Genomic DNA, 19987 nt, shown 5'->3' on the forward strand with positions numbered 1-19987 from the left:
AAGCAAATACTCTGCGGGAGAAGAACCCTCCCTTCGAGTATTCGTCTTATGCTTTTCGGGCCTGACCAGTCGTCTCAACTTTTTAGTGGGCATGGCCCCAGATCATGGTTAGGATGGTTCCAAAGATAACTGCGTGTGCTACGAATAGAGCATAGATAATGCTTAAATAGATTGTTCTCTTGTCTTTAGATTCCTTAACGTGCATGAATAAGAAGAGCTGTACAGCTGTTTGGATAATGGCGGTTATGGACAGAATTACCATTCCCGCCGTAAAGGATATATCATAAAAGGCTACGGATAGCGCAATGATTGTTAGGATTAAAGAAATAACATATCCTAAAACATGCTTGAGTGGAAATAGTTGTTTTATCATCCTATATCATCTCCTTCAAATAAACGAAGCTAAAGATGAGAATCCAAATGACATCGAGAAAATGCCAATATAGAGAAAAGATAAAGGATTTATTGGCTGTAGCTACGGTAAATCCTTCTCGTATGATTTGAATCAGAATACATAATCCCCAGAATAGCCCGAACGTTACGTGGGCTCCATGTGTACCGAGCAACATGAATAAGCTGGATAGAAATCCACTTGTTTGCATAGTTGCGCCTTCATCGATATAGGTCATAAATTCAAAGATTTCTACACCAAGGAAGACAAGGCCGAGTAGCATGGTAATAATAAAGAATGTAATCATCGGTCTTTTTAAATTAAGTCTCATACTATGAATAGCGAGACCACAAGTAAAGCTACTTGTTAAAAGGACAATCGTTTCAATAATTACACCTTTAATTTCAAAAATTTCTTTTGCGGTAGGGCCATCACCTATACCATTAAGGAGCGTAAAATATGTTGCAAATAACATAGAAAACAAGGCAATCTCAGCACCAAGGAATAACCAGAATCCAAAGATTCTTAATTGATTTTGTTCTGTACTATATTCCAATGGAAGAGAGGAATCTATCTTCATAGTTTTTCACCTCGCAATACTTTTTCCGTTCCTTCTATTTCCTCAACAGAAACATAATAGCCAGGATCCCGTTCAAAGGATTTAGCAGCCATTGTGACGAATACACCAATCCCAAATATAATAGCTGGAATCCACCAACTGAATACTAAGCAAAAACCAGAGAGAAAGAAGAAAATGCTCATAATAACTGGTTTTCCTGTATTGCTTGGCATATGGATAGGTTGTATTTTATCTTCGTAAAGCGGCTCGTTATGAGTTTTGGAATACCATAAAGGATCAACATGTTTAACGTTTGGCAGAACTGCGAAATTATAAAAAGGTGCCGGACTAGGAATAGACCATTCTAATGTACGTGCATCCCATGGGTCTGCCTGTTTGTCACGCGGACTTTTGAATGCACTATAGACAATATTATAGAAAACCAGTGCAAAGCCAATTGCTAACCCTACGGCTCCAATACTTGCTACTAAATTCAGTGGTCCATAGCCTGTCCCTTCGGAATAGGTATACATCCGACGTGCCATACCATCCAAGCCTAAATAGAATAGCGGAAGGAATGTAACATTAAAGAATATCGCAATCATCCAAAAACTGATTTTTCCGATTTTTTCATTTAGACGGAAACCAAAAACTTTTGGGAACCAATAATACGTACCTGCAATCAATCCAAATACGGTACCCGGTATCAATACATAATGGAAATGGGCAACCAGGAACATAGTATTATGGTATTGATAATCTGCACTGGACATCGCCAGCATAACCCCTGTTACACCGCCGATTGTAAAAATCGGTATAAAGGCTAGTGAGAATAGCATGGCTGTAGGGAATACAATCTTCCCTTTTCTGAGAGTGAACAGCCAGTTAAAAATCTTGATGCCGGTTGGTACAGAAATAGCCATGGTAGCAATTGCGAAAACACTATTTACTGTTGCGTTGTGTCCCATTGTATAGAAATGATGGGTCCATACAAGGAATGATAGTAAAGAGATGGCAATCATACTGAATACCATTGATTTATATCCATAAAGGTTTTTGCGTGCGAAAGTAGAAATGACATCACTAAAAATACCGAAAGCAGGCAAGATAACGATGTATACCTCAGGATGTCCCCAGAACCAAAAATTGTTTGCCCAAAGCATATCCATACCACCGTTTGTAGTAGAGAAAAATTGTGTCCCAAATAATCGATCAAACATCATTTGGGCGAGTGACACGGTGAAGGTAGGGAAAGCGAACAAAATAATAATACATGTAATCAAAGCAGACCAAGTAAATGCGGGCATTTTCCACATGGACATACCTGGTGCTCTCATTTTTATAATAGTTACGATAAAATTAATCCCCGTCATCAGTGTACCGAGACCGGATAACTGGATGGCGATTGAATAATAATTGTGTCCAACAGTCGGGCTAAATTCATTACTTGCCAGAGGGAAGTAGGCGCTCCAGCCTGCATCTGGAGATCCACCAATGATAAACGATAGATTATAAAGCATAGCTCCCACAAAGAATAACCAAAAGCTTAAGGCATTCAACGCCGGAAAAGCAACGTCACGGGCTCCAATTTGTAAAGGAACTATAATATTCATCATTCCCAGTACAAATGGCATGGCCATAAAAAGAATCATAATGACTCCGTGGGTAGAAAATACTTCATTATAGTGTTGTGACTCCAGGAATTCCATATTTGGTGTGGCCAGCTGTAAACGCATCATCAATGCATCGATTCCACCGCGAAATAACATAAGGAACGCGGAAAGTATATACATGATACCAATACGTTTATGATCTACGGTTGTTAACCATTCACTCCACAGCCAACCATATCTTTTTGTATAAGTTAGAAAGATGCTGATTGCCAGCACGACTACTACTATACTGACCATTGCTCCATATATGAGTGGATCGCCAGTTACAAAAAATTCATCCCATTTCATGGTTAAATCTCCTTTCCTGATTTATTCATGATTGTGTTCATCCGTTTCTGTATCTGTGCCATCTATTGCATCATCATTGTTTTCATGGAATGGCCATACAGGAGCCGGACTGAAATCAAGGTGTGTGGAAGAGTAAGTAGCTCTGCCCATTACTTCCATATCAAGCAGCTTGTTAAATTCCTTCTCAGTTAAAGGATTAGCTGTTTCCTGAACCTCTTTTGTCCACTCATCAAATTCTTCTGGTGACTGGGCTAATACTTCAAATTCCATTTGTGCAAAACCTTCACCACTAAAGTTTGCATTTCGTCCAAAATAAGAACCTGGTTCGTCTGCTGCGATTCTTAAGGTCGTAACCATATCACTCATTGCATATTTTTGACCTGATAGCTGTGGAACCCAAAAGCTAGTGATTGGTCCAAAGGAATATAGACGAAATTCAATTTCACGATCGGTTGGAATGTTTACATAATTGACCGTTTCAATTCCCTCTTCTGGATAGCTGAAATGCCATTTCCAGTTGGAAGAAGATGCATAAATCACCAATGGTTCTTCATCTTCATATCCAGCTGGTGTACTTTCCACTTGGAAGGTGGTTATGACAGTAACAACTGATAGGACGATTACAATAATAATTGGAATTGCGGTCCAAATAATCTCGAGCCATTTATTTCCCTTTTCGTACGGAGGTACATAATCAATAGGTTGTTTAGATGCTCGATATTTCACAATCATATAAATGAAAAGGGTATAAACAACCACTAAGATAACAGCCATCACAATCATTGAAAAAATAATTGTGTCGGAAAGAATCTTTGATTGTGGCCCTTTGGGGTTCAATACCATTAAAGAGTCACAACCTGCCAGTGCCAATAAAGTTGCCAAAGACATGGTGAATAAAGTCCATTTTTTCTTCATGATAGTCTCCTTTCTTGAATGATTTTATTATATTGATAAAGTATTTATACTATTATGATAAAATTTAAAATATCCAAAATTCAAATGATAACACTTATATTTGGATAGGTTTTATATGGAATTTTTGGTATGTGGTAAAGAGAGGAAATATAATCTTTATATAGTTATTTAAAGAAAGGATAAATGGTATTTAGTATTTGAATCACGGATGCTGAGGGGATAATTAAAAGAGTGTATGAATATTGATTGAAAAATAAATAAAGCTACCGACGAAGGATCGATAGCTTAGAGTATATATTGATTCAATTATTTTTATTTAGCTACTGGTGTCCATTGTTTACGAACTTGCTCATAGGCTAATTGTTTGATTTCTGATTCATCTGTATCTCGCGGCGCAAGGACATTTGTTTGATAGCTTTTTCCCATAAAATCTATTAATACTGTAACATTTACCATATAAATCTACTCCTTTTGTTCATTTTACAATGTTTAATAGACGCATCTAAGTGCATCTTTTGGTCAATCTAAAATATTGATTTATTTCCAAGGTTTTAGAGTATAAGTGAAGTGATGTTTCTCTTTAATGGACGGTTTGTCTGTTGAGAGGGTACATTACTATTCCCTTTTTTTCATAACTATAAACTTAGTAACGGGACGATGGAATAAATTGAGAGGTTAAAGGAATTATATAACAATTTTAGTAATATTTCCATAAGTTTCTTTCGTCATTTTTTTTAAAAGTTCGGAGGGATTTTTTTATGTCTTTATTACTGTTTGATCTTGATGGTACGTTGGTGGAGACAACGAGATTGAGTATACCTATTATTCAAGCTGAAATCAAGAAATATCCTCATTTAAAGGTGCCTGAACCAAAAGCGATACAATCGGCATTTGGGTTGCCACGAAAAGAGTTTTGGGAAATTGGCCCCGGATGCAATGGAACAAGAGGCAACTTCTATTCAGCGTCATACTGAGGAAAAATTACTGCAAACACTAAAAAATGAAAATGTATTGCTTCCTTTTGCCAGAGAAGTATTAACTGAACTGAAAAGAAGAGGGCATATTTTATCAACTGCAAGTAACTGTTCAACCGCCTATCTAAATGGAATATTGAAATCACAGCAAGTGAGCGATTTATTTTATAAACCATTGTGTATTGAAGGGGTTGGTGGCCTAAAGAAAAAGGATATTCTAACAGCACACTTTCAGTATTTCAATAAATCAGATGCCTTTATGATCGGAGACCGATCATCTGATATCGATGCGGCGAAAGAGCATGGAATACCAGCTATAGCCTGCCATTTTGGATACGCGGATGATGGAGAACTTGAGAATGCAGATTACCATATCCATTCTTTGAGCGATTTATTGAAGATTTTTAAATAATACGAATGGAGAGGTGTAGAATCGAAGGCAACATAATTATGTCTTCGATTCAAATAGCTTAGGAATTCCCTAAGCTATTATTTTTTCTGATACTCAACTTCAGTTCTACATAAACTGGATTATTTCTACTCTGTTTCCGAAAGGGTCCCTAAATTCAAATCGATCAAAACCTGGTATGGGTTTACCTTTCATGATATGAATATGATGTTTTTCTAAATGCTTTATCCAGTAAGATAGATCATCTACTTGATACGCTATGTGAGCTTTAGTTTTTGATCGCTCAACAATATCTTCTGTACCCACATGTATATCTCGATCTCCAACTGTTATCCAGAAACCTCCACGACCCTTGAGAGAATCAGGTTTTTCTATTTCACGAAGACCAAGAACTTCGCAGTAAAAATGTTTTCCTTAATTTTCGGCACCTTTAGGAATTTAATCTGTGCATGGTGTATACCTACTATCATATAATAGGCCCCCTTAACCAACGGATTCTGGGTGATTTTTAAAATCTCTACTCATCAATTATATATCTGAAAATATAATCAAAAAAATACAGATTCATTATCAGAGCTGATAAGAATTTCTTTAGACCCTTAAAATTTTTTTAGAAAATTCCATTATGTGAAAATAAAAAAACGCATTTTAATTTAAATGCGTTTTGATTTTTCTGCCCTGCATGTAACCTTCGCGAGGTAGGGGCTATTCTATTTATTAGTAGAAATCAATTTTGCCACCGGTGTGTTATTCCATAATCTTTTGGCAGACGGTACGATTCTCTTTGCTTGATTGATTGGATAAGAAATAGCGCTTTTTTTATATTCTACGTCATTCATGATGGCTTGCTGTCTTTCTGTTAAAAGATCTGTTTCATGTTTAATACTGTCCGTTTGTTGTTGTATTCGTGTTACGGTTGCTTGTATTTCATTAATAGTTGGTTTAGCTTCCTTAAATGTCCGAAAAGCATTTATACCTAGAAATAATAATGATCCAACGATAACTGCTATACTAATCCAAATAATGATCATACTCAAATCCTCCTCCAAATAATTCCCTATTGTAATTATATCTTACCCATAATTGGGCGGTAAGTAACAAATGATTTGAGTAAATAAATGATTAATAAATGTTCAGCTGGGTATACATTCCATATATTCACTTGTTAAAGATCCATATATTCACTTTTTAAAAGAAAGGATGAATGTAATGAATAAGGATGTTATTGGTGTGTATGAGAACGGACAGGATGCTGTACGTGCAGTTGAGCAATTACAGAAACAGGGGTATCGGAAAGAAGACATTTCAGTAGTAGTTAAGGATGAAGAAAAAGCCGATCATATTACGTCTAAAACACATACAAATGTAGATGATGGTCTTGCAGCCGGTGCGGCTACAGGTGGAATCTTAGGTGGATTAACAGGATTGCTCGCTGGTATAGGTGCATTGGCGATTCCTGGAATCGGGCCGATTGTGGCAGCGGGACCGATTGCGACAACATTAGGTGGCATTGCAGCTGGAGCCGGTGCGGGTGGTTTGACCGGTGCATTAGTAGGTTTAGGACTCCCGAAAGACAAGGCAACGAAATATGCCTCAGATGTAGAAAAAGGGAAAGTTCTCATTTTAGTTGATCCAGAAGCACAGAAGAGATATGGCGATCGGGATACCTTTGGAAGGTCGGATGATCCTTTAGTGGAAGCGCAACGCGATGTAAAAGTTGTGATTAATCCAGTTACCGATGATACTCCCAATTTAAGAGGAAAAGATAATTATAAGAAATAAATCGTATATAGAAAAAGGAAGACATCGAGTGCAAACTGCTTGATGTCTTCCTTTTATAATGGAATTGAAAAACGAACCAAGCCATAGCCTGATTCGTTTTATTTAGATAATTTTTGAAATGAAAGTAACAACCTGTCATTTATTTGTGTTAGTTTATGTGTATGATGTAAATTGCCGCGGTTATCTATTCCACTTGGACGTTTTTACTTAAACGATATAAGCCCTACCTCTCTTATATCCTTACGGCTCCGAAGCCGATCCAGCGTGAATAAGTGTTCCGAAAAACATAAATTGTAGAATGCCATATCTGTTTACATATCTATGTGCAAGTCACTACTTTAAAATTATATCTTCTTAGTATATACTATAGAATTTCATTTGTCAATTATATGTTTCATGTAATGGAACCACGTCCTAAGATAACCACGATTCTATTTTTTACCGCTACAGCACTAATATACCCGATTTACATGAACAAAAACCTGTTGGTTATATTTCTCAGAGTAGAAGTAGCGCAACTAAAAATTACATAGTATAGGTCATAAAGAAAAAGGGGGGAGAACCTATGCAACCGAGTCAGAAACCAATAAATAATTTACTAAAACAAACCCAAATAGCTATAAATGGGGAGTACAGTGCCATTAAGTGCTATGAAAATTTAGCTAAGCTTGCTCCAACGGAAGAAGAGAGGAATCAAATTTTAGAAATCAGAAATGATGAGATCCAACACTTTAAACAATTGGTACTTCTCTATACTGGTTTCTCAGGAATTGATCCGAAACCAAAGCAGTCAGAATTATGTGAGGATGATTATCTCCGGGGGCTTGAAGCAGCGTTAAAAGATGAACAGCATACAGTGGATTTCTATCTTTCGGTAGCAGAGGGAACTATAAATACAGCAGCCCGAGAATTGTTTACAGACGCAGCTAAGGATGAGCAACAGCATGCTGTTTGGTTCCTGTACTATTATATGAAGAATAGGTAAAAAATTTATAAAACTTCGCATAAGAAACCTCCCGTTCGGGAATAAGGTAACTGTACTAAACTGAATGGGAGGATGAAATATGAAAGCAGTTACTTACCAAGGCGCTAAAAAAATTGAAGTAAAAGAAGTGGAAGATCCAAGGATACAAAAGAACGATGATATCATTGTCAAAATTACATCCACGGCTATTTGTGGATCAGATCTTCATATTTATCAGGGGAACATGCCGGCTAGACATGGCTATATTATCGGGCATGAACCCATGGGAATTGTTGAAGAAGTTGGTCCTGAGGTAACAAAAGTGAAAAAAGGTGACCGGGTAGTGATTCCTTTCAACGTATCCTGCGGCCAATGTTATTACTGCCAGCATGAGATGGAAAGCCAATGTGATCATACTGAATCCAACCCACATCAGGATACAGGTGGATATTTTGGGTTTACAGAGCGATATGGGAACCACCCTGGAGGCCAGGCAGAGTATTTAAAAGTTCCTTTTGCGAACTATATGCCGTTTGTTATTCCAGAGTCATGTGAATTAGAAGATGAGTCTTTATTATTTATGTCTGATGTGTTGCCTACCGCCCTTTGGAGTGTGGAACATGCAGGAGTAAAACCTGATGATACAGTCGTAGTGCTCGGTTGTGGTCCAATCGGATTAATGACACAAAAATTTGCATTCATGGCTGGTGCTAAGCGGGTTATAGCTGTTGATCATTTGGACTATCGTTTAAAACAAGCAGAGAAAATGAATAAAGTCGAAACGATTAATCTAAATAACTATCAGGATACAGGAAGCTATATAAAAGAAATTACACAGGGTGGAGCAGATGTCGTCATCGATTGTGTTGGAATGGACGGAAAAAAATCAGCCATTGAAAAAGTGGAGCAAAAATTAAAATTACAGGGTGGGACACTGAGTGCTATTCAAATTGCCACTAAGGCAATAAGGAAATTTGGTACCCTGCAACTTACAGGCGTATATGGATCAGTCTATAATATGTTCCCATTAGAGAAATTTTTCTCACGCAATATTACGATGAAGATGGGACAAGCTCCTGTTGTGCATTATATGCCTCGTTTATACAAAATGATTGAAGAAGGAAAACTAGATCCTACTGAAATTGTTACACATAAAATACCACTTCTAGATGCTGCTAAAGGGTATTCCCTTTTTAATGATCACGAAGATGATTGTACAAAGGTTGTTTTGAAACCGTAACGACAAAGAAAAACCAAGCATTTACCTATCAAAAGGGATGCTTGGTTTTTCTTTGTCTATATCTTGGTAAAAACCTTGACTATCAAGGTGTAGGTTGAATTGCCTTTCATGATAAAAAATACCCGCTAACAAAGTTAACGGGTAGTAATTGTACTTAATTATTTAATTAAAATACTTTAGTCGTCCAAGATTCGCAGTTCCAAACATCCGTGGCAATGTCCTGATAGAAATCAGGTTCATGGCTGATTAGCAGGATGCTTCCTTTGAAGGCTTTTAAAGCGCGCTTCAATTCTTCTTTAGCATCTACATCAAGGTGATTGGTTGGTTCATCGAGAACAAGTAAATTATGTTCACGATTGATCAGTTTACAAAGTCGAACCTTCGCTTTTTCCCCACCGCTGAGTACTTCTACTTTACTTTCGATATGCTTAGTGGTTAGTCCGCATTTTGCTAAAGCAGCACGGATTTCTGCCTGATTATAGGAAGGGAACTCCTGCCAGATTTCCTCTATGCAGGTATTATTGGAAGTTTGTTTGACTTCTTGTTCGAAATATCCCATATGCAAGTGTTCGCCACGTTCAACCTGACCGGAAATTGGTTTAATTTCACCAAGGATACTTCTTAGTAAGGTTGTTTTACCAATACCATTGGCACCGACGAAAGCGATTTTTTGGCCACGCTCCATTCGCAAATTCAATGGTCTGGAAAGAGGCTCGTTATACCCGATTACAAGATCTTTTGTTTCGAATATGAGTTTTCCTGATGTACGCGCCTCACGGAAATGGAATTCTGGTTTCGGTTTTTCTTTCGCCAGTTCAATAACTTCCATCTTATCAAGTTTCTTTTGACGCGACATTGCCATGTTTCTCGTGGATACACGTGCCTTATTACGTGCTACGAAATCTTTAAGGTTCGCAATTTCCTGTTGCTGTCTTTTATAGGCAGCCTCTAGTTGTTGTTTTTTCACTTCGTATACTTTCATGAAATCATCATAATTGCCGACATAACGAGTCAATTCTTGATTTTCCATATGATAAACAAGATTGATTACGCTGTTTAAGAATGGAATATCATGTGAAATTAAAATAAAGGCATTTTCATAATTTTGCAGATAACGTTTAAGCCACTCAATATGTTGCTCGTCCAGGTAGTTAGTTGGCTCGTCCAAAAGTAGTATATCAGGCTTTTCAAGTAACAATTTTGCGAGCAAAACTTTGGTACGTTGTCCGCCGCTTAAGTCTTGGACTTCGCGTTCAAGACCGATTTCATCCAGCCCTAAGCCTCTTGCGATTTCTTCAACCTTAGCATCAATAATATAAAAGTCGTTGTTTGTTAGGATATCCTGCAGTACACCGGATTCCTCTAGCAAAGCTTCTAATTCTTCAGGTGACGCATCGCCCATCTTGGCAAAGATGTCATTCATTTCATTTTCCATATCGTACAAATATTGAAATGCTGTTTTAAGTACATCTCGAATGGTCATGCCTTTTTCAAGAACTGCATGTTGATCTAGATATCCAGTACGTACTTTCTTGGACCATTCCACTTTCCCCTCATCAGGTTCCAGCTGTCCAGTTACAATGTTCATAAATGTAGACTTTCCTTCACCATTTGCTCCAACAAGGCCGATATGTTCGCCTTTAAGCAAGCGGAAGGAAACATTATTAAAGATGGCTCTATCTCCAAAGCCATGGCTTAAATCTTTTACGGATAATATCATTTATCTATACTCCTGACTCTTAATTCTTTGTAATTAATGGGTCTATACGCATTTAATAGTACAATATTTCTAGAAAAAAGCATAGATAATAACCAATTTACAGGTATTGTAAAATGATGGTGTTTACGAATACTTCCTAAAGTTGTATTATATTACATGCAACAGTTTGAATAGTGTGAATATAGAGAAAAGAGGGCAAAAGGAATGAAAAAGGGTTTATGGTTATGTAGTGTTATAACATTCATGCTTGTTATGGTTATGGGTTGTTCTTCAAAAGAGGAAACGAAAAAAGAAACAAATAATGGAACATCAACGGACGTAAAAAGTGAGTTATTGGATTTCTATCTCTCTATTGCCAATACGATTAATGGAAGTGATAGTGATTTAAATGCCTATGAGGGAGCCGAGGATCCTTCTGTCTTAACGGAGGAAGATAAACAAAAGGCTGCTGTGTCAGCAAACTCAGTTGCTGAGGCATTAAAAGATGTGAAAGTACCGAAGAACTTAGATAAATATAGCAAGGACTTTGAAAAGTCTATAACGTCTATTTCAGAATCATACAAAGTAAAGGGATCTCAATTGTCGGGCACAGCTGATGTCAATATGGAGCAGGCAGACGAACTCTTTAATTCTGGAAGCGAGAAAATTAATGAAATTTTTAAATCTCAGGATTTAATAGCACCAAATTTATATGCCGAAGTGAACGGTTAATTGTGGTGGACCATTCGATTCTGGAATCGGATGGTTTTTTAAATTCGCTTGGGAATACAAATTCCCAAGCGAATTCTTGTTTATTTTCTTGCTTTGGCACGTGCATCAGCTGCATTTGATCGAGCTTGTGCAACTAGATCATCATGGTCAGCTAATGCCTCAGAAAATTCTACATCTAGTCCGTCAGATTTTATGGTTGGTGGCACGTGCCCATTTGCCATCCTATTTCTGCCGTGAAGTAAGTTATGGTTATATCTGCCCATTATAGATTACCTCCCAATGAAGAATATCTTCCTGATTAGAGTGCAACAAAAGATAAATCATTATTCTGGTAAATAAAAGGTAGGCTTATGGACGAATTCCTTTAATACCTGTATTTCCGGCCGCACGATCTGCTGCTTTGAATTCCTTTTGATATCGTACTTCCTGAGTAGAGGTCAGGCGGTTCTTCATTTGATCTCGCTTCTTCTTATCCATGTACATGCTCCTTTCGATAATAGTCTCATCCCTATAATTTCCATAAATGAAGGGTTTAATCCATTTTCACAAATCAAAGAAAAGACTAAGATAAGGATATATGCTACATTTAAAGAGGAGGCGAGACGTAATGCCGCTTATTTCGAAAATTGAACAACAAAAAAAGAATAAAAATCGTTTTAATATATACTTAAAAGAAGAAGGACAGGCAGAAAAATATGCGTTCAGTGTGGACGATGATTTGCTTGTCCGAATGAAACTTTCAAAGGGTATGGAGATCGACGAATTAACTATTATGGAAATTCAATATCGTGACCATATTCAAAAAGCTTTTCAGTCTGCCGTTAATTATCTTTCTTATCGGATACGTTCAGAATATGAGGTTGCAACGTATTTGACAGAGAAGGAATGGGAACAGGCTGTCATTGATGAAGTGATGCATAAGCTTCGTGATTATAAATATGTCAATGATGAGGAATATGCAAACGCTTATGTGCGGACACAAATAAATGTCAGTAAAAAGGGTCCGGATGTGATTCGGACAGAGTTAATTAATAAAGGAATCCCAGAAAAGGATCGACAGGCTGCTTTAAGTCAATATACAGATGATTTACAACGGGAAAATGCTGAAGAATGGGCGAGTAAGACATTAAATAAAAGTAAGGGCTCAAATAAAGAAGCAAGACAGAAATCGATTCAATTTATTGTACGCAAAGGTTTTTCAATGAGCCTTGCTAAATCGGTGACTGAAAGAATCGCTGTGGATGACTTGGATGCAGAATGGGAGAGTCTTATAAAAATCGGTTCTAAATTTCACAGGAAATATGCTGCACAAGACGATTTGATCTATAATCAAAAAATGAAAGCTGCCCTCTTTAGAAAGGGATTTGATATGGACTTAATTAATCGTTTCTTAGGATTGGGTAAAGAAAGAATTGATAATGGAGATTTTGAGGTGTATTGAGAGGAGAAAGGGCATGCAGGAGAAAAAATTCAGTGAGATGACAGAATTTGAACTTCGTCAAACAATGGCGGATTTAAATGAAAAAGCAAGAAAAGCTGAACAGCTGGGAATGGTTAATGAATTTGCCGTACACAAAAGGAGAGCTGTTATGGCAAAGGCTTATACATTAGATCCGACAGATTTTCCAACTGGTGAAATTTACGGTATAGATGGTGCTCCGGGAGAATATTTTAAAGTTGATTATTTAAAAGGTGTGTTTGCTTGGGGGTATCGACTTCATCAAAGTGAAGAAGAGGGTCTACCTATATCTTTACTTTTAAAATTGAGTTAAAGAAGAAAAAGAGCTTTCTGCTATTGAAGAAAGCTCTTTTGTATTTATTCGGAATCTCGCTCTCCAGAAGCATGCATTCGCTCCTGGGGGTGGGTATTAGTACTGCCATCTGCTCTTTTTGATGCATACTCAGGCTTGGCACGAGGTTCACCATTCAATTTATTATCATGTTCATAAGGAAAGCCTTTTGCTTTATTTCTCAAGGTATCTCTCACCTTTCACTGTGAAATAGATGCCTTATTAGTATTCATAAATTGTTCTCATTCATTCATGAGAAAGCATTCCTGATTAACCAGTGATCATATTTAATTTCTTTTGAAGTTTTTCTTCTGTAAAAACCCATCCTGTAAATGAGTTAATGATGTTTAAGTCGTCATCTAAATGGACAATTGCTACAAACGGATAGCGTCCTTTACTTCGGTAACGTAAATCAATAAATCGAACGATATGCATCTGATCCTGATAATCCATTTCCCATCGGTATACGGGTGAAAAAGATACAAAGGCGGATAGGTTCACATCTTTTAATGCAGCATCTAATATTGGACTTTCTGGTAAAGGCATCCGCTCAAATGTATCATAAAACTGAATTTCGCGGTTTTCAGCGACTCCTACATAGTACTTATTAGGTGTGGTAACAGCTATCTTCCAACGATGATAACGCATAGTTGGTGATAGTGTGATGCGTCGTGCATCAGGTATTAGTATGCGTATACGAGCTTTTAAGCTTCTGGATTCATAAATCCGGGCTATATAATAACCAATAATAATAAGATAGATCACGACGAATGTAGGACCTGGATCGAGGCCGAAAGCCCACAATATAAGACCAGCGATATGAATCCCAAAGATAAAGGGATCAAAGGTATTAATAATTCCAAGTGCAACCCATCTAGATGATAGAGGGCTAATAGCTTGTGTTCCGTAAGCATTGAATATATCAACAAACACATGCAGAAATACTGCTAAAAAGGTCCATAGCCATAGATGCAAGACATTTGCTTCTGGAATAAAGAAGGCAATAAGTGCTGTAATTAAAATAGGCCATAGGATTACAAATGGGATAGAATGTGTTCTCCCACGATGATTACGTATATATACTGCATTATTTCTCATTTTGAGAACCGTATCAATATCAGGCGCCTGTGAGCCAAGGATGGTACCAATCATAACGGCAGTTGCTGTAGATGTATGAGCGGCAACTTGTGAATCCAATGTCGCTAATCCGCCAAGTGCTATGCCCATTACCAGATGTGTACCGGTATCCATAATGCTTCCTCCTTTTTTAGACTGACTCTCAAGAGATAGATAACTAAGGTTTTTATCCAAATATTAATTACTTTTCATACCAGTCATGTTGTTTTAAAATGAAGGGAATCTGTAAAACCCCTTTCGTAATTACTTAATTTATTCCCTATTCCATTAATTTTTAACATAAACAGGAGGAAACGTGAAGACACTTGTTAGTTGTAATATAGAAAAATTTAGGAAAGATCTAATAGATTGGTTTATACAGGAACAAAGACAGCTCCCATGGAGATTAAATAAAGATCCTTATCGCGTCTGGGTTTCAGAAATCATGCTTCAGCAAACTCGTGTAGATACTGTTATTCCTTATTATGAACGTTTTATGGAATGGTTTCCAACACTGGACGATTTTGCTGAGGCTGATGAAGAAAGGTATTTAAAAGCATGGGAAGGCTTGGGCTACTATTCCCGGGTCCGGAATTTGCACAGTGCTGTTAAAGAGGTAAAGGAAAATTACGGTGGAGTTGTACCGAATACACCTGAGGAAATCAAAAAACTCAAAGGTGTCGGTCCATATACTGCTGGTGCCATATTAAGTATAGCTTATGGTGTTCCGGAACCTGCGGTGGATGGAAATGTCATGAGAGTGATTTCCAGGATATTAGAAATATATGATGATATAGCGAAGCCTGCCACACGTAAAATATTTGAAACAGCCGTCCGTGAATTAATAGACCCTGAACAGACATCGGAATTTAATCAGGCACTGATGGAACTTGGGGCGCTGATTTGTCTGCCGGGTAAGCCTGCTTGCTTGCTATGTCCGGTAAGGGAGCATTGTCAAGCCTTCAATCAAGGAATTCAACAGGAGCTTCCGGTTAAAACGAAAGCGAAAAAGACAAAAGTCGTCCATTTATCTGCACTAGTCCTAACAGATGACGAGGGACGAATTTTAATTAGAAAACGGCCGGAAACGGGTCTTTTAGCGGGACTATGGGAATTCCCCAGCTATGAAACAACAGGGGACGTAAAAGAGCTAAAAGAAATGGTAGCAAAACAAAATCAGGTTGAATTAGACCATTTAACTCCAATCGGCCATATTAATCATGTGTTTTCACATCTCGTTTGGGAAATAGATATTTACACAGCCACTGTAAGCAATCTGGAGAGTTTTAAAAGCGATACACATAAAGTGGCCTATATAAAAGATGAGGATTTCCAACAATATGCTTTACCTGTATCTCACCAAAAAATTTATGAAGCTTACGTCTTTAATGGATAAATAGAAAAATAACCCGGTTGCTGTGACCTCCAAATATATTGTGGGGTTAGGCAATTCCGGGTTATTTTTATTAATCATAGGAAATTCGCGTTCCCTGCGTCCAGGTAGCCTCTTGTCTTTTTAAGCCTCCTCTTTTTTCAATCTCTTCGATAATCTCTCTTTGAATCGTATGTCCTTCTACGTTTAGATAGGGCATGATTTGCTGGAATGAATGATGGTAATATTCCAATTCATCATCCTTCCATTTTTGTTTAGGAATCATGGATAACTCTGACATATCTCGGCCTACAAACATTTCATTTACGCCTCATTTCATATTATCTGTCTATATAGGGTGCCATGAATAAAGGAAGGTAATCTAGAAAAAAATGGTAGTCATTTTTTGTATATGAAAACGGCTGTTGGATACATTAATAGGTGTGGAGGTGATATTAATGGCTAACAACAGTTCAAAAACAAATGCTAACACAGTGAGACAACAAAACGCACAATCTGCAGGTCAAAGCCAAAGCCAAGGTCAATTTGGTACTGAATTTGCAAGTGAAACTGATGTGCAATCCGTGAAACAAGCTAACGCTAAAGCGGAGCAAAACAAAGCTAAAAACTCCGGAAACTTCGGACAACAATAATGTAAAACTTTACGAAGAGAAGCACTTGCCAGTAGTAGGCAAGTGCTTTTTAATATGCTCGACAAAACTTCTTAGAAGGCTACAGAATAAGTCAAAGGTATTTTGTACTTAGTAGAGAAATGTATTCTTATACTTATTTTGGGTGGTGTAAAGTATGAAGAGTTTTGAAGAGTTGGTCAATGAACAGATGGAAATTATGGATAAGCTACTACATATGCAAACGGAACTTGACCGTTATATGGATTTAGAGGAGGAATTGAGGAATCGAAAGAACCATGCTGATTTACTTACTGTCCAGGATGATATAAATGAGATGAAGAAAGAATTAGATACAATACAAACTATTTTCATGCAATTAACGGAAAAAGTGATTGAAAGTTACCAATCTAAATCGTTCTCGGAACTATAAATAAATATTAAATCATGTAAATTGACAATCATTTAGGGCATCTGTAGAGATGTTCTTTTATTTTATTCCTCTTCCTATCCCTCCATAATTGAAGAATCCATGTTTGCAAACGTTTTTTTCTGGTTATAAGATTAATATTTCATATGAAAAAGGTGACCAAAAGTGCATAGTGGTTACATTATGTTCAATAATTTTCGGCTTATCTCTCTTTTCATGATGGCTCTTTGTTTTAAAATTGTATATGAATCGTTATAATAATAGAAGAATACGGAAAAAGGTATCTTAATTTAACGGTTAATATATTGTCAATACGAACACAGAGACGGTATATAAGTGCCCTGCCCTATAGGGAGAGAAAGTAGGTAATACAACGTGCGAGTACCGAGAGAAGGAGAAGAAATTCAAATACACAGTTACAAACATAATGGACACATACACCGGGTTTGGCAGGAGACGACCATTTTAAAGGGTACCCAATTTATTGTAATTGGTTGCAATGATCGGACTCTTGTTACCGAATCTGATGGTAGGACATGGCTGACAAGAGAGCCGGCTATTACCTACTTTCACTCACAGTACTGGTTTAATATCATCGGTATGCTACGTGATGATGGAATTTACTATTACTGTAATTTAAGTTCTCCATTTGTGTTCGATGGGGAAGCGGTTAAATATATCGATTACGATCTTGATATTAAGGTATACCCTGATATGACTTATAATCTTTTGGATGAAGATGAATATGAAGAGCATAAACTGCAGATGGGCTATCCTAATGTCATTGACCATATTCTCAGAAGGAATGTGGAAAAGCTGATCAGTATGATTCGAGCGAAGAAGGGACCGTTTTCTCAGGAGTTCGTTCATAATTGGTATAAACGGTATTTAACGATCAAAAGTTGAAGAAGAGACCTGTCTTATTTAGGGACAGGTTTTTATGCTTGATGGGAGAGACACTCAATGAATAGTATAAAGAGGTATATGAGGTTTGTCCGGCCTTATAAGTGGCAAATCATCGGTACGATTTTAATTGGTATTGTAAAATTTGCGATTCCGTTGCTGACACCTGCCTTATTGGCCTATGTAATTGATGATATTATTGGTGCCAATGGTCTGCAAAAAGGAGAACAATTGAGGAAGCTCTATATGATAATGGCACTCATGTTTTTCATTTTTTTGGTAGTAAGGCCTCCGGTAGAATACTATCGCCAATATTTTGCGCAATGGACATCAAGTAAAATCTTATTTGATATCCGCGATAAAATGTTCAGCCATATACAAAAATTAAGCTTTAAGTATTACTCCAATGCGAAAGCAGGGGAAATTATTTCCCGAGTCATTAATGATGTTGAGGAAACAAAGAATTTTGTTATCACGGGTCTGATGAATGTTTGGCTTGATTTAGTAACGATCTTAATTGCAATTGGGATTATGCTAACATTTGATGTTAAATTGACCCTTGTGTCATTGCTTCTATTGCCACTCTATGCATTTTCCATTAAATATTTCTTTGGAAAACTGCGAGAATTGACGCGAGATCGATCGCAGGCGCTTGCTCAGGTACAGGGATATTTGCATGAGCGTGTCCAAGGAATGGCAGTTATTAAGAGCTTTGCTATTGAAGACCATGAGCAAAAGCAATTTAATAAAGTGAATGGGAATTTTCTAAAAAAAGCATTAACACATACTAATTGGAACGCCAAATCATTTGCAGCTGTTAATACGATTACGGATATTGCTCCTTTAATCGTTATTCTTTTTGCAGGATATCAGGTCATCAATAGGAATATGACATTAGGAACAATGGTTGCTTTTGTTGGCTATATCGACTTGTTGTACGGACCTTTGCGTAGATTGATGAACTCATCCACTACACTGACTCAGTCACTTGCCTCCATGGACCGTGTGTTTGAATTTTTGGATGTTCCATATGATATTGAAGACAAACCTGAAGCACGTCCATGTAAAGATGTTCAGGGGACTATTACGTTTGATCAAGTATCATTCTCTTATGGTGAGGATGAAAACATGGCACTAACGGATATTAATCTCGAGGTGAGACGAGGAGAAACGATAGCGCTTGTTGGCATGAGCGGGGGAGGGAAATCTTCTCTGGTTAGCTTGATTCCAAGGTTCTATGATGTGACAGAAGGGCGAATTCTTTTGGATGGAGTAGATATTCGAGACGTTCAGGTTCGCTCGCTGCGGGATAACATAGGAATGGTAATGCAGGACAGTATTTTGTTTAGTGAATCGGTTCGTGAGAATATATTACTCGGAAAGCCTGATGCGACAGAATTAGAAGTATATGAGGCTGCAAAGGCGGCAAATGCCCATGATTTTATTTGCAATTTACCAAGTGGATATGAGACTAAGGTAGGCGAGAGGGGCGTCAAGTTATCCGGAGGTCAAAAGCAGCGTATTTCGATTGCACGTGTATTTTTAAAAAATCCTTCCATTATTGTCTTGGATGAGGCAACGTCTGCACTTGATTTGGAAAGTGAGCACCTGATTCAGGAGGCACTTGAAAAACTCTCTCGTGATCGAACTACTTTTATCGTTGCGCACAGATTATCGACCATTACACATGCAGATCGAATTGTCATGATTGAACATGGCCGAATCGTCGAAATAGGATCACATCAGGAATTGATGGCTAAAGAAGGAGCTTATTATAATCTTTTCCAGGTGCAACAGCTAGATGCATAGTTGTTTTACTGGAATACAGAGGAGCTGGACTTTACCACTTAAAGATTAGCTCGTGCTTAGGGGATAAAAAATGTAAGCTTTCAAAGGAGGTTTTCTTCATTCAATGGGGGAAACCTCCTTTTATATTACAGATAACTTCAGTTAAGCTGGAGGGACTTTATAGTGAATTTGAAGATATATAAGGAAGATGGAAATAACTTTACCGATTTTTACCCTTGAGTAAAATCCATAGAGACAAAAGAGGGGGAGAAAGTATGGACGAAGCAAGGCGGGAATATAAAAAAAGGACATCCTAAAGGGCTGTAATTACTG

At 37.4% G+C, this 19987-nt stretch carries 25 protein-coding genes and 1 pseudogene; 13 read left to right on the forward strand and 13 right to left on the reverse strand.

Translation table 11 applies throughout. From position 1 onward, the window contains the following. Positions 1-82: 82 nt before the first annotated feature. The 5 genes from qoxD to AC58NB_RS16510 form a co-directional block, all read right to left on the reverse strand. Complete coding sequence (qoxD, locus tag AC58NB_RS16490; protein ID WP_497427926.1) at positions 83-370, reverse strand: cytochrome aa3 quinol oxidase subunit IV; 288 nt, start codon at positions 368-370, stop codon at positions 83-85. 4 nt (positions 371-374) lie between these two features. Continuing rightward, the gene (gene qoxC, locus AC58NB_RS16495; RefSeq protein WP_497427892.1) at positions 375-971 is read right to left on the reverse strand and encodes a cytochrome aa3 quinol oxidase subunit III; all 597 of its coding nucleotides are present in this window, start codon (positions 969-971) and stop codon (positions 375-377) included. Beyond that, positions 968-2911 carry a cytochrome aa3 quinol oxidase subunit I gene (gene qoxB, locus AC58NB_RS16500; protein WP_497427893.1) on the reverse strand — a complete coding sequence of 648 codons (1944 nt, stop codon included), beginning with the start codon at positions 2909-2911 and terminating at the stop codon, positions 968-970. Before qoxB ends, qoxC begins: the two co-directional genes overlap by 4 nt. A gap of 21 nt (positions 2912-2932) precedes the next feature. Next, positions 2933-3826, reverse strand: a complete 894-nt coding sequence (gene qoxA / locus AC58NB_RS16505) for a cytochrome aa3 quinol oxidase subunit II (protein WP_497427894.1) — start codon at positions 3824-3826, stop codon at positions 2933-2935. A 312-nt stretch (positions 3827-4138) separates the two neighbouring features. Continuing rightward, positions 4139-4282, reverse strand: coding sequence for a BA3454 family stress response protein (locus AC58NB_RS16510; protein ID WP_497427895.1), 144 nt, complete (start codon positions 4280-4282; stop codon positions 4139-4141). 302 nt (positions 4283-4584) lie between these two features. On the opposite strand from AC58NB_RS16510, the gene AC58NB_RS16515 reads away from it, so the two are divergent. Continuing rightward, positions 4585-4800: an HAD hydrolase-like protein gene (locus tag AC58NB_RS16515; protein ID WP_497427896.1), complete on the forward strand. Its 216-nt coding sequence runs from the start codon at positions 4585-4587 to the stop codon at positions 4798-4800. Next, a complete protein-coding gene (locus AC58NB_RS16520; RefSeq protein WP_497427897.1) occupies positions 4748-5212 on the forward strand; it encodes an HAD family hydrolase in 465 nt (154 codons plus the stop codon). The genes AC58NB_RS16515 and AC58NB_RS16520 overlap by 53 nt, the downstream gene beginning before the upstream one ends. A 105-nt stretch (positions 5213-5317) precedes the next feature. Here AC58NB_RS16520 and AC58NB_RS16525 read toward each other — a convergent pair. Both AC58NB_RS16525 and AC58NB_RS16530 read right to left on the reverse strand, forming a co-directional pair. Next, a pseudogene (locus tag AC58NB_RS16525) lies at positions 5318-5679 on the reverse strand (VOC family protein). 240 nt (positions 5680-5919) lie between these two features. Further along, a complete protein-coding gene (locus AC58NB_RS16530) occupies positions 5920-6240 on the reverse strand; it encodes a DUF948 domain-containing protein (protein WP_497427898.1) in 321 nt (106 codons plus the stop codon). 178 nt (positions 6241-6418) lie between these two features. Between AC58NB_RS16530 and AC58NB_RS16535 the strand changes: the two genes are divergently transcribed. The 3 genes from AC58NB_RS16535 to AC58NB_RS16545 all read left to right on the forward strand — a co-directional run bounded on the left by AC58NB_RS16535 (position 6419) and on the right by AC58NB_RS16545 (position 9195). Further along, positions 6419-6991 (forward strand): general stress protein, encoded by a 573-nt coding sequence (locus AC58NB_RS16535; RefSeq protein ID WP_497427899.1) that lies wholly within the window; start codon positions 6419-6421, stop codon positions 6989-6991. Positions 6992-7556: 565 nt separating this feature from the next. Next, positions 7557-7976, forward strand: a complete 420-nt coding sequence (locus AC58NB_RS16540) for a ferritin-like domain-containing protein (protein WP_497427900.1) — start codon at positions 7557-7559, stop codon at positions 7974-7976. 79 nt (positions 7977-8055) lie between these two features. Next, positions 8056-9195 (forward strand): zinc-dependent alcohol dehydrogenase, encoded by a 1140-nt coding sequence (locus AC58NB_RS16545; protein ID WP_497427901.1) that lies wholly within the window; start codon positions 8056-8058, stop codon positions 9193-9195. Positions 9196-9361: 166 nt separating this feature from the next. Here the strand turns inward: AC58NB_RS16545 and AC58NB_RS16550 are convergent, their stop codons facing one another. Further along, positions 9362-10915, reverse strand: a complete 1554-nt coding sequence (locus AC58NB_RS16550) for an ABC-F family ATP-binding cassette domain-containing protein (RefSeq protein ID WP_497427902.1) — start codon at positions 10913-10915, stop codon at positions 9362-9364. Positions 10916-11119: 204 nt separating this feature from the next. Here AC58NB_RS16550 and AC58NB_RS16555 point away from each other — a divergent pair, with 204 nt between their 5' ends. Beyond that, entirely contained in the window at positions 11120-11626 is a 507-nt protein-coding gene (locus AC58NB_RS16555) for a hypothetical protein (RefSeq protein ID WP_497427903.1), read from the forward strand. An 80-nt stretch (positions 11627-11706) separates the two neighbouring features. Here AC58NB_RS16555 and AC58NB_RS16560 read toward each other — a convergent pair whose 3' ends face one another. Together AC58NB_RS16560 and AC58NB_RS16565 are read right to left on the reverse strand one after the other, a co-directional pair. Next, the gene (locus AC58NB_RS16560) at positions 11707-11889 is read right to left on the reverse strand and encodes a YfhD family protein (protein WP_497427904.1); all 183 of its coding nucleotides are present in this window, start codon (positions 11887-11889) and stop codon (positions 11707-11709) included. Positions 11890-11974: 85 nt separating this feature from the next. Continuing rightward, positions 11975-12103 (reverse strand): YfhE family protein, encoded by a 129-nt coding sequence (locus tag AC58NB_RS16565; protein WP_497427905.1) that lies wholly within the window; start codon positions 12101-12103, stop codon positions 11975-11977. Between the two features lie 130 nt (positions 12104-12233). Between AC58NB_RS16565 and recX the strand changes: the two genes are divergently transcribed. Both recX and AC58NB_RS16575 read left to right on the forward strand, forming a co-directional pair. Then, a complete protein-coding gene (gene recX, locus AC58NB_RS16570; RefSeq protein ID WP_497427906.1) occupies positions 12234-13067 on the forward strand; it encodes a recombination regulator RecX in 834 nt (277 codons plus the stop codon). Positions 13068-13080: 13 nt separating this feature from the next. Then, positions 13081-13398 (forward strand): YfhH family protein, encoded by a 318-nt coding sequence (locus tag AC58NB_RS16575; protein WP_497427907.1) that lies wholly within the window; start codon positions 13081-13083, stop codon positions 13396-13398. A 44-nt stretch (positions 13399-13442) separates the two neighbouring features. Here AC58NB_RS16575 and AC58NB_RS16580 read toward each other — a convergent pair whose 3' ends face one another. Together AC58NB_RS16580 and AC58NB_RS16585 are read right to left on the reverse strand one after the other, a co-directional pair. Next, the gene (locus tag AC58NB_RS16580; protein WP_497427908.1) at positions 13443-13601 is read right to left on the reverse strand and encodes a small, acid-soluble spore protein K; all 159 of its coding nucleotides are present in this window, start codon (positions 13599-13601) and stop codon (positions 13443-13445) included. Between the two features lie 85 nt (positions 13602-13686). After that, positions 13687-14667, reverse strand: a complete 981-nt coding sequence (locus AC58NB_RS16585; RefSeq protein ID WP_497427909.1) for a metal-dependent hydrolase — start codon at positions 14665-14667, stop codon at positions 13687-13689. Between the two features lie 181 nt (positions 14668-14848). On the opposite strand from AC58NB_RS16585, the gene mutY reads away from it, so the two are divergent. Beyond that, on the forward strand, positions 14849-15928 hold the full coding sequence (mutY, locus tag AC58NB_RS16590) for an A/G-specific adenine glycosylase (protein ID WP_497427910.1): 1080 nt from the start codon (positions 14849-14851) through the stop codon (positions 15926-15928). Positions 15929-15998: 70 nt separating this feature from the next. Here the strand turns inward: mutY and yfhS are convergent, their stop codons facing one another. Continuing rightward, positions 15999-16223, reverse strand: a complete 225-nt coding sequence (gene yfhS, locus AC58NB_RS16595; protein WP_497427911.1) for a mother cell protein YfhS — start codon at positions 16221-16223, stop codon at positions 15999-16001. A gap of 139 nt (positions 16224-16362) precedes the next feature. Between yfhS and AC58NB_RS16600 the strand changes: the two genes are divergently transcribed. From AC58NB_RS16600 to AC58NB_RS16615, 4 genes are all read left to right on the forward strand, one after another. Then, positions 16363-16557, forward strand: coding sequence for a gamma-type small acid-soluble spore protein (locus AC58NB_RS16600; RefSeq protein WP_497427912.1), 195 nt, complete (start codon positions 16363-16365; stop codon positions 16555-16557). 154 nt (positions 16558-16711) lie between these two features. After that, positions 16712-16966, forward strand: coding sequence for a YgaB family protein (locus AC58NB_RS16605; protein WP_497427913.1), 255 nt, complete (start codon positions 16712-16714; stop codon positions 16964-16966). Positions 16967-17338: 372 nt separating this feature from the next. Next, a complete protein-coding gene (ntdP, locus tag AC58NB_RS16610) occupies positions 17339-17869 on the forward strand; it encodes a nucleoside tri-diphosphate phosphatase (protein WP_490996869.1) in 531 nt (176 codons plus the stop codon). 57 nt (positions 17870-17926) lie between these two features. Beyond that, on the forward strand, positions 17927-19675 hold the full coding sequence (locus AC58NB_RS16615; RefSeq protein WP_497427914.1) for an ABC transporter ATP-binding protein: 1749 nt from the start codon (positions 17927-17929) through the stop codon (positions 19673-19675). The last annotated feature ends 312 nt before the right edge of the window (positions 19676-19987 follow it).

The organism is Pradoshia sp. TA40_28 (genome assembly GCF_059694525.1).

Coding starts and splice junctions, on each gene's coding strand:
- AC58NB_RS16535 (WP_497427899.1), top strand. CDS start 6,419: ATGAATAAGGATGTTATTGGTGTGTATGAGAACGGACAGGATGCTGTA.
- AC58NB_RS16515 (WP_497427896.1), top strand. CDS start 4,585: ATGTCTTTATTACTGTTTGATCTTGATGGTACGTTGGTGGAGACAACG.
- AC58NB_RS16575 (WP_497427907.1), top strand. CDS start 13,081: ATGCAGGAGAAAAAATTCAGTGAGATGACAGAATTTGAACTTCGTCAA.
- qoxB (WP_497427893.1), bottom strand. CDS start 2,911: ATGAAATGGGATGAATTTTTTGTAACTGGCGATCCACTCATATATGGA.
- yfhS (WP_497427911.1), bottom strand. CDS start 16,223: ATGTTTGTAGGCCGAGATATGTCAGAGTTATCCATGATTCCTAAACAA.
- AC58NB_RS16585 (WP_497427909.1), bottom strand. CDS start 14,667: ATGGATACCGGTACACATCTGGTAATGGGCATAGCACTTGGCGGATTA.
- AC58NB_RS16600 (WP_497427912.1), top strand. CDS start 16,363: ATGGCTAACAACAGTTCAAAAACAAATGCTAACACAGTGAGACAACAA.
- recX (WP_497427906.1), top strand. CDS start 12,234: ATGCCGCTTATTTCGAAAATTGAACAACAAAAAAAGAATAAAAATCGT.
- AC58NB_RS16530 (WP_497427898.1), bottom strand. CDS start 6,240: ATGATCATTATTTGGATTAGTATAGCAGTTATCGTTGGATCATTATTA.
- AC58NB_RS16605 (WP_497427913.1), top strand. CDS start 16,712: ATGAAGAGTTTTGAAGAGTTGGTCAATGAACAGATGGAAATTATGGAT.
- AC58NB_RS16555 (WP_497427903.1), top strand. CDS start 11,120: ATGAAAAAGGGTTTATGGTTATGTAGTGTTATAACATTCATGCTTGTT.
- AC58NB_RS16540 (WP_497427900.1), top strand. CDS start 7,557: ATGCAACCGAGTCAGAAACCAATAAATAATTTACTAAAACAAACCCAA.
- AC58NB_RS16560 (WP_497427904.1), bottom strand. CDS start 11,889: ATGGGCAGATATAACCATAACTTACTTCACGGCAGAAATAGGATGGCA.
- qoxA (WP_497427894.1), bottom strand. CDS start 3,826: ATGAAGAAAAAATGGACTTTATTCACCATGTCTTTGGCAACTTTATTG.
- AC58NB_RS16545 (WP_497427901.1), top strand. CDS start 8,056: ATGAAAGCAGTTACTTACCAAGGCGCTAAAAAAATTGAAGTAAAAGAA.
- qoxC (WP_497427892.1), bottom strand. CDS start 971: ATGAAGATAGATTCCTCTCTTCCATTGGAATATAGTACAGAACAAAAT.
- AC58NB_RS16615 (WP_497427914.1), top strand. CDS start 17,927: ATGAATAGTATAAAGAGGTATATGAGGTTTGTCCGGCCTTATAAGTGG.
- AC58NB_RS16510 (WP_497427895.1), bottom strand. CDS start 4,282: ATGGTAAATGTTACAGTATTAATAGATTTTATGGGAAAAAGCTATCAA.
- AC58NB_RS16550 (WP_497427902.1), bottom strand. CDS start 10,915: ATGATATTATCCGTAAAAGATTTAAGCCATGGCTTTGGAGATAGAGCC.
- AC58NB_RS16565 (WP_497427905.1), bottom strand. CDS start 12,103: ATGGATAAGAAGAAGCGAGATCAAATGAAGAACCGCCTGACCTCTACT.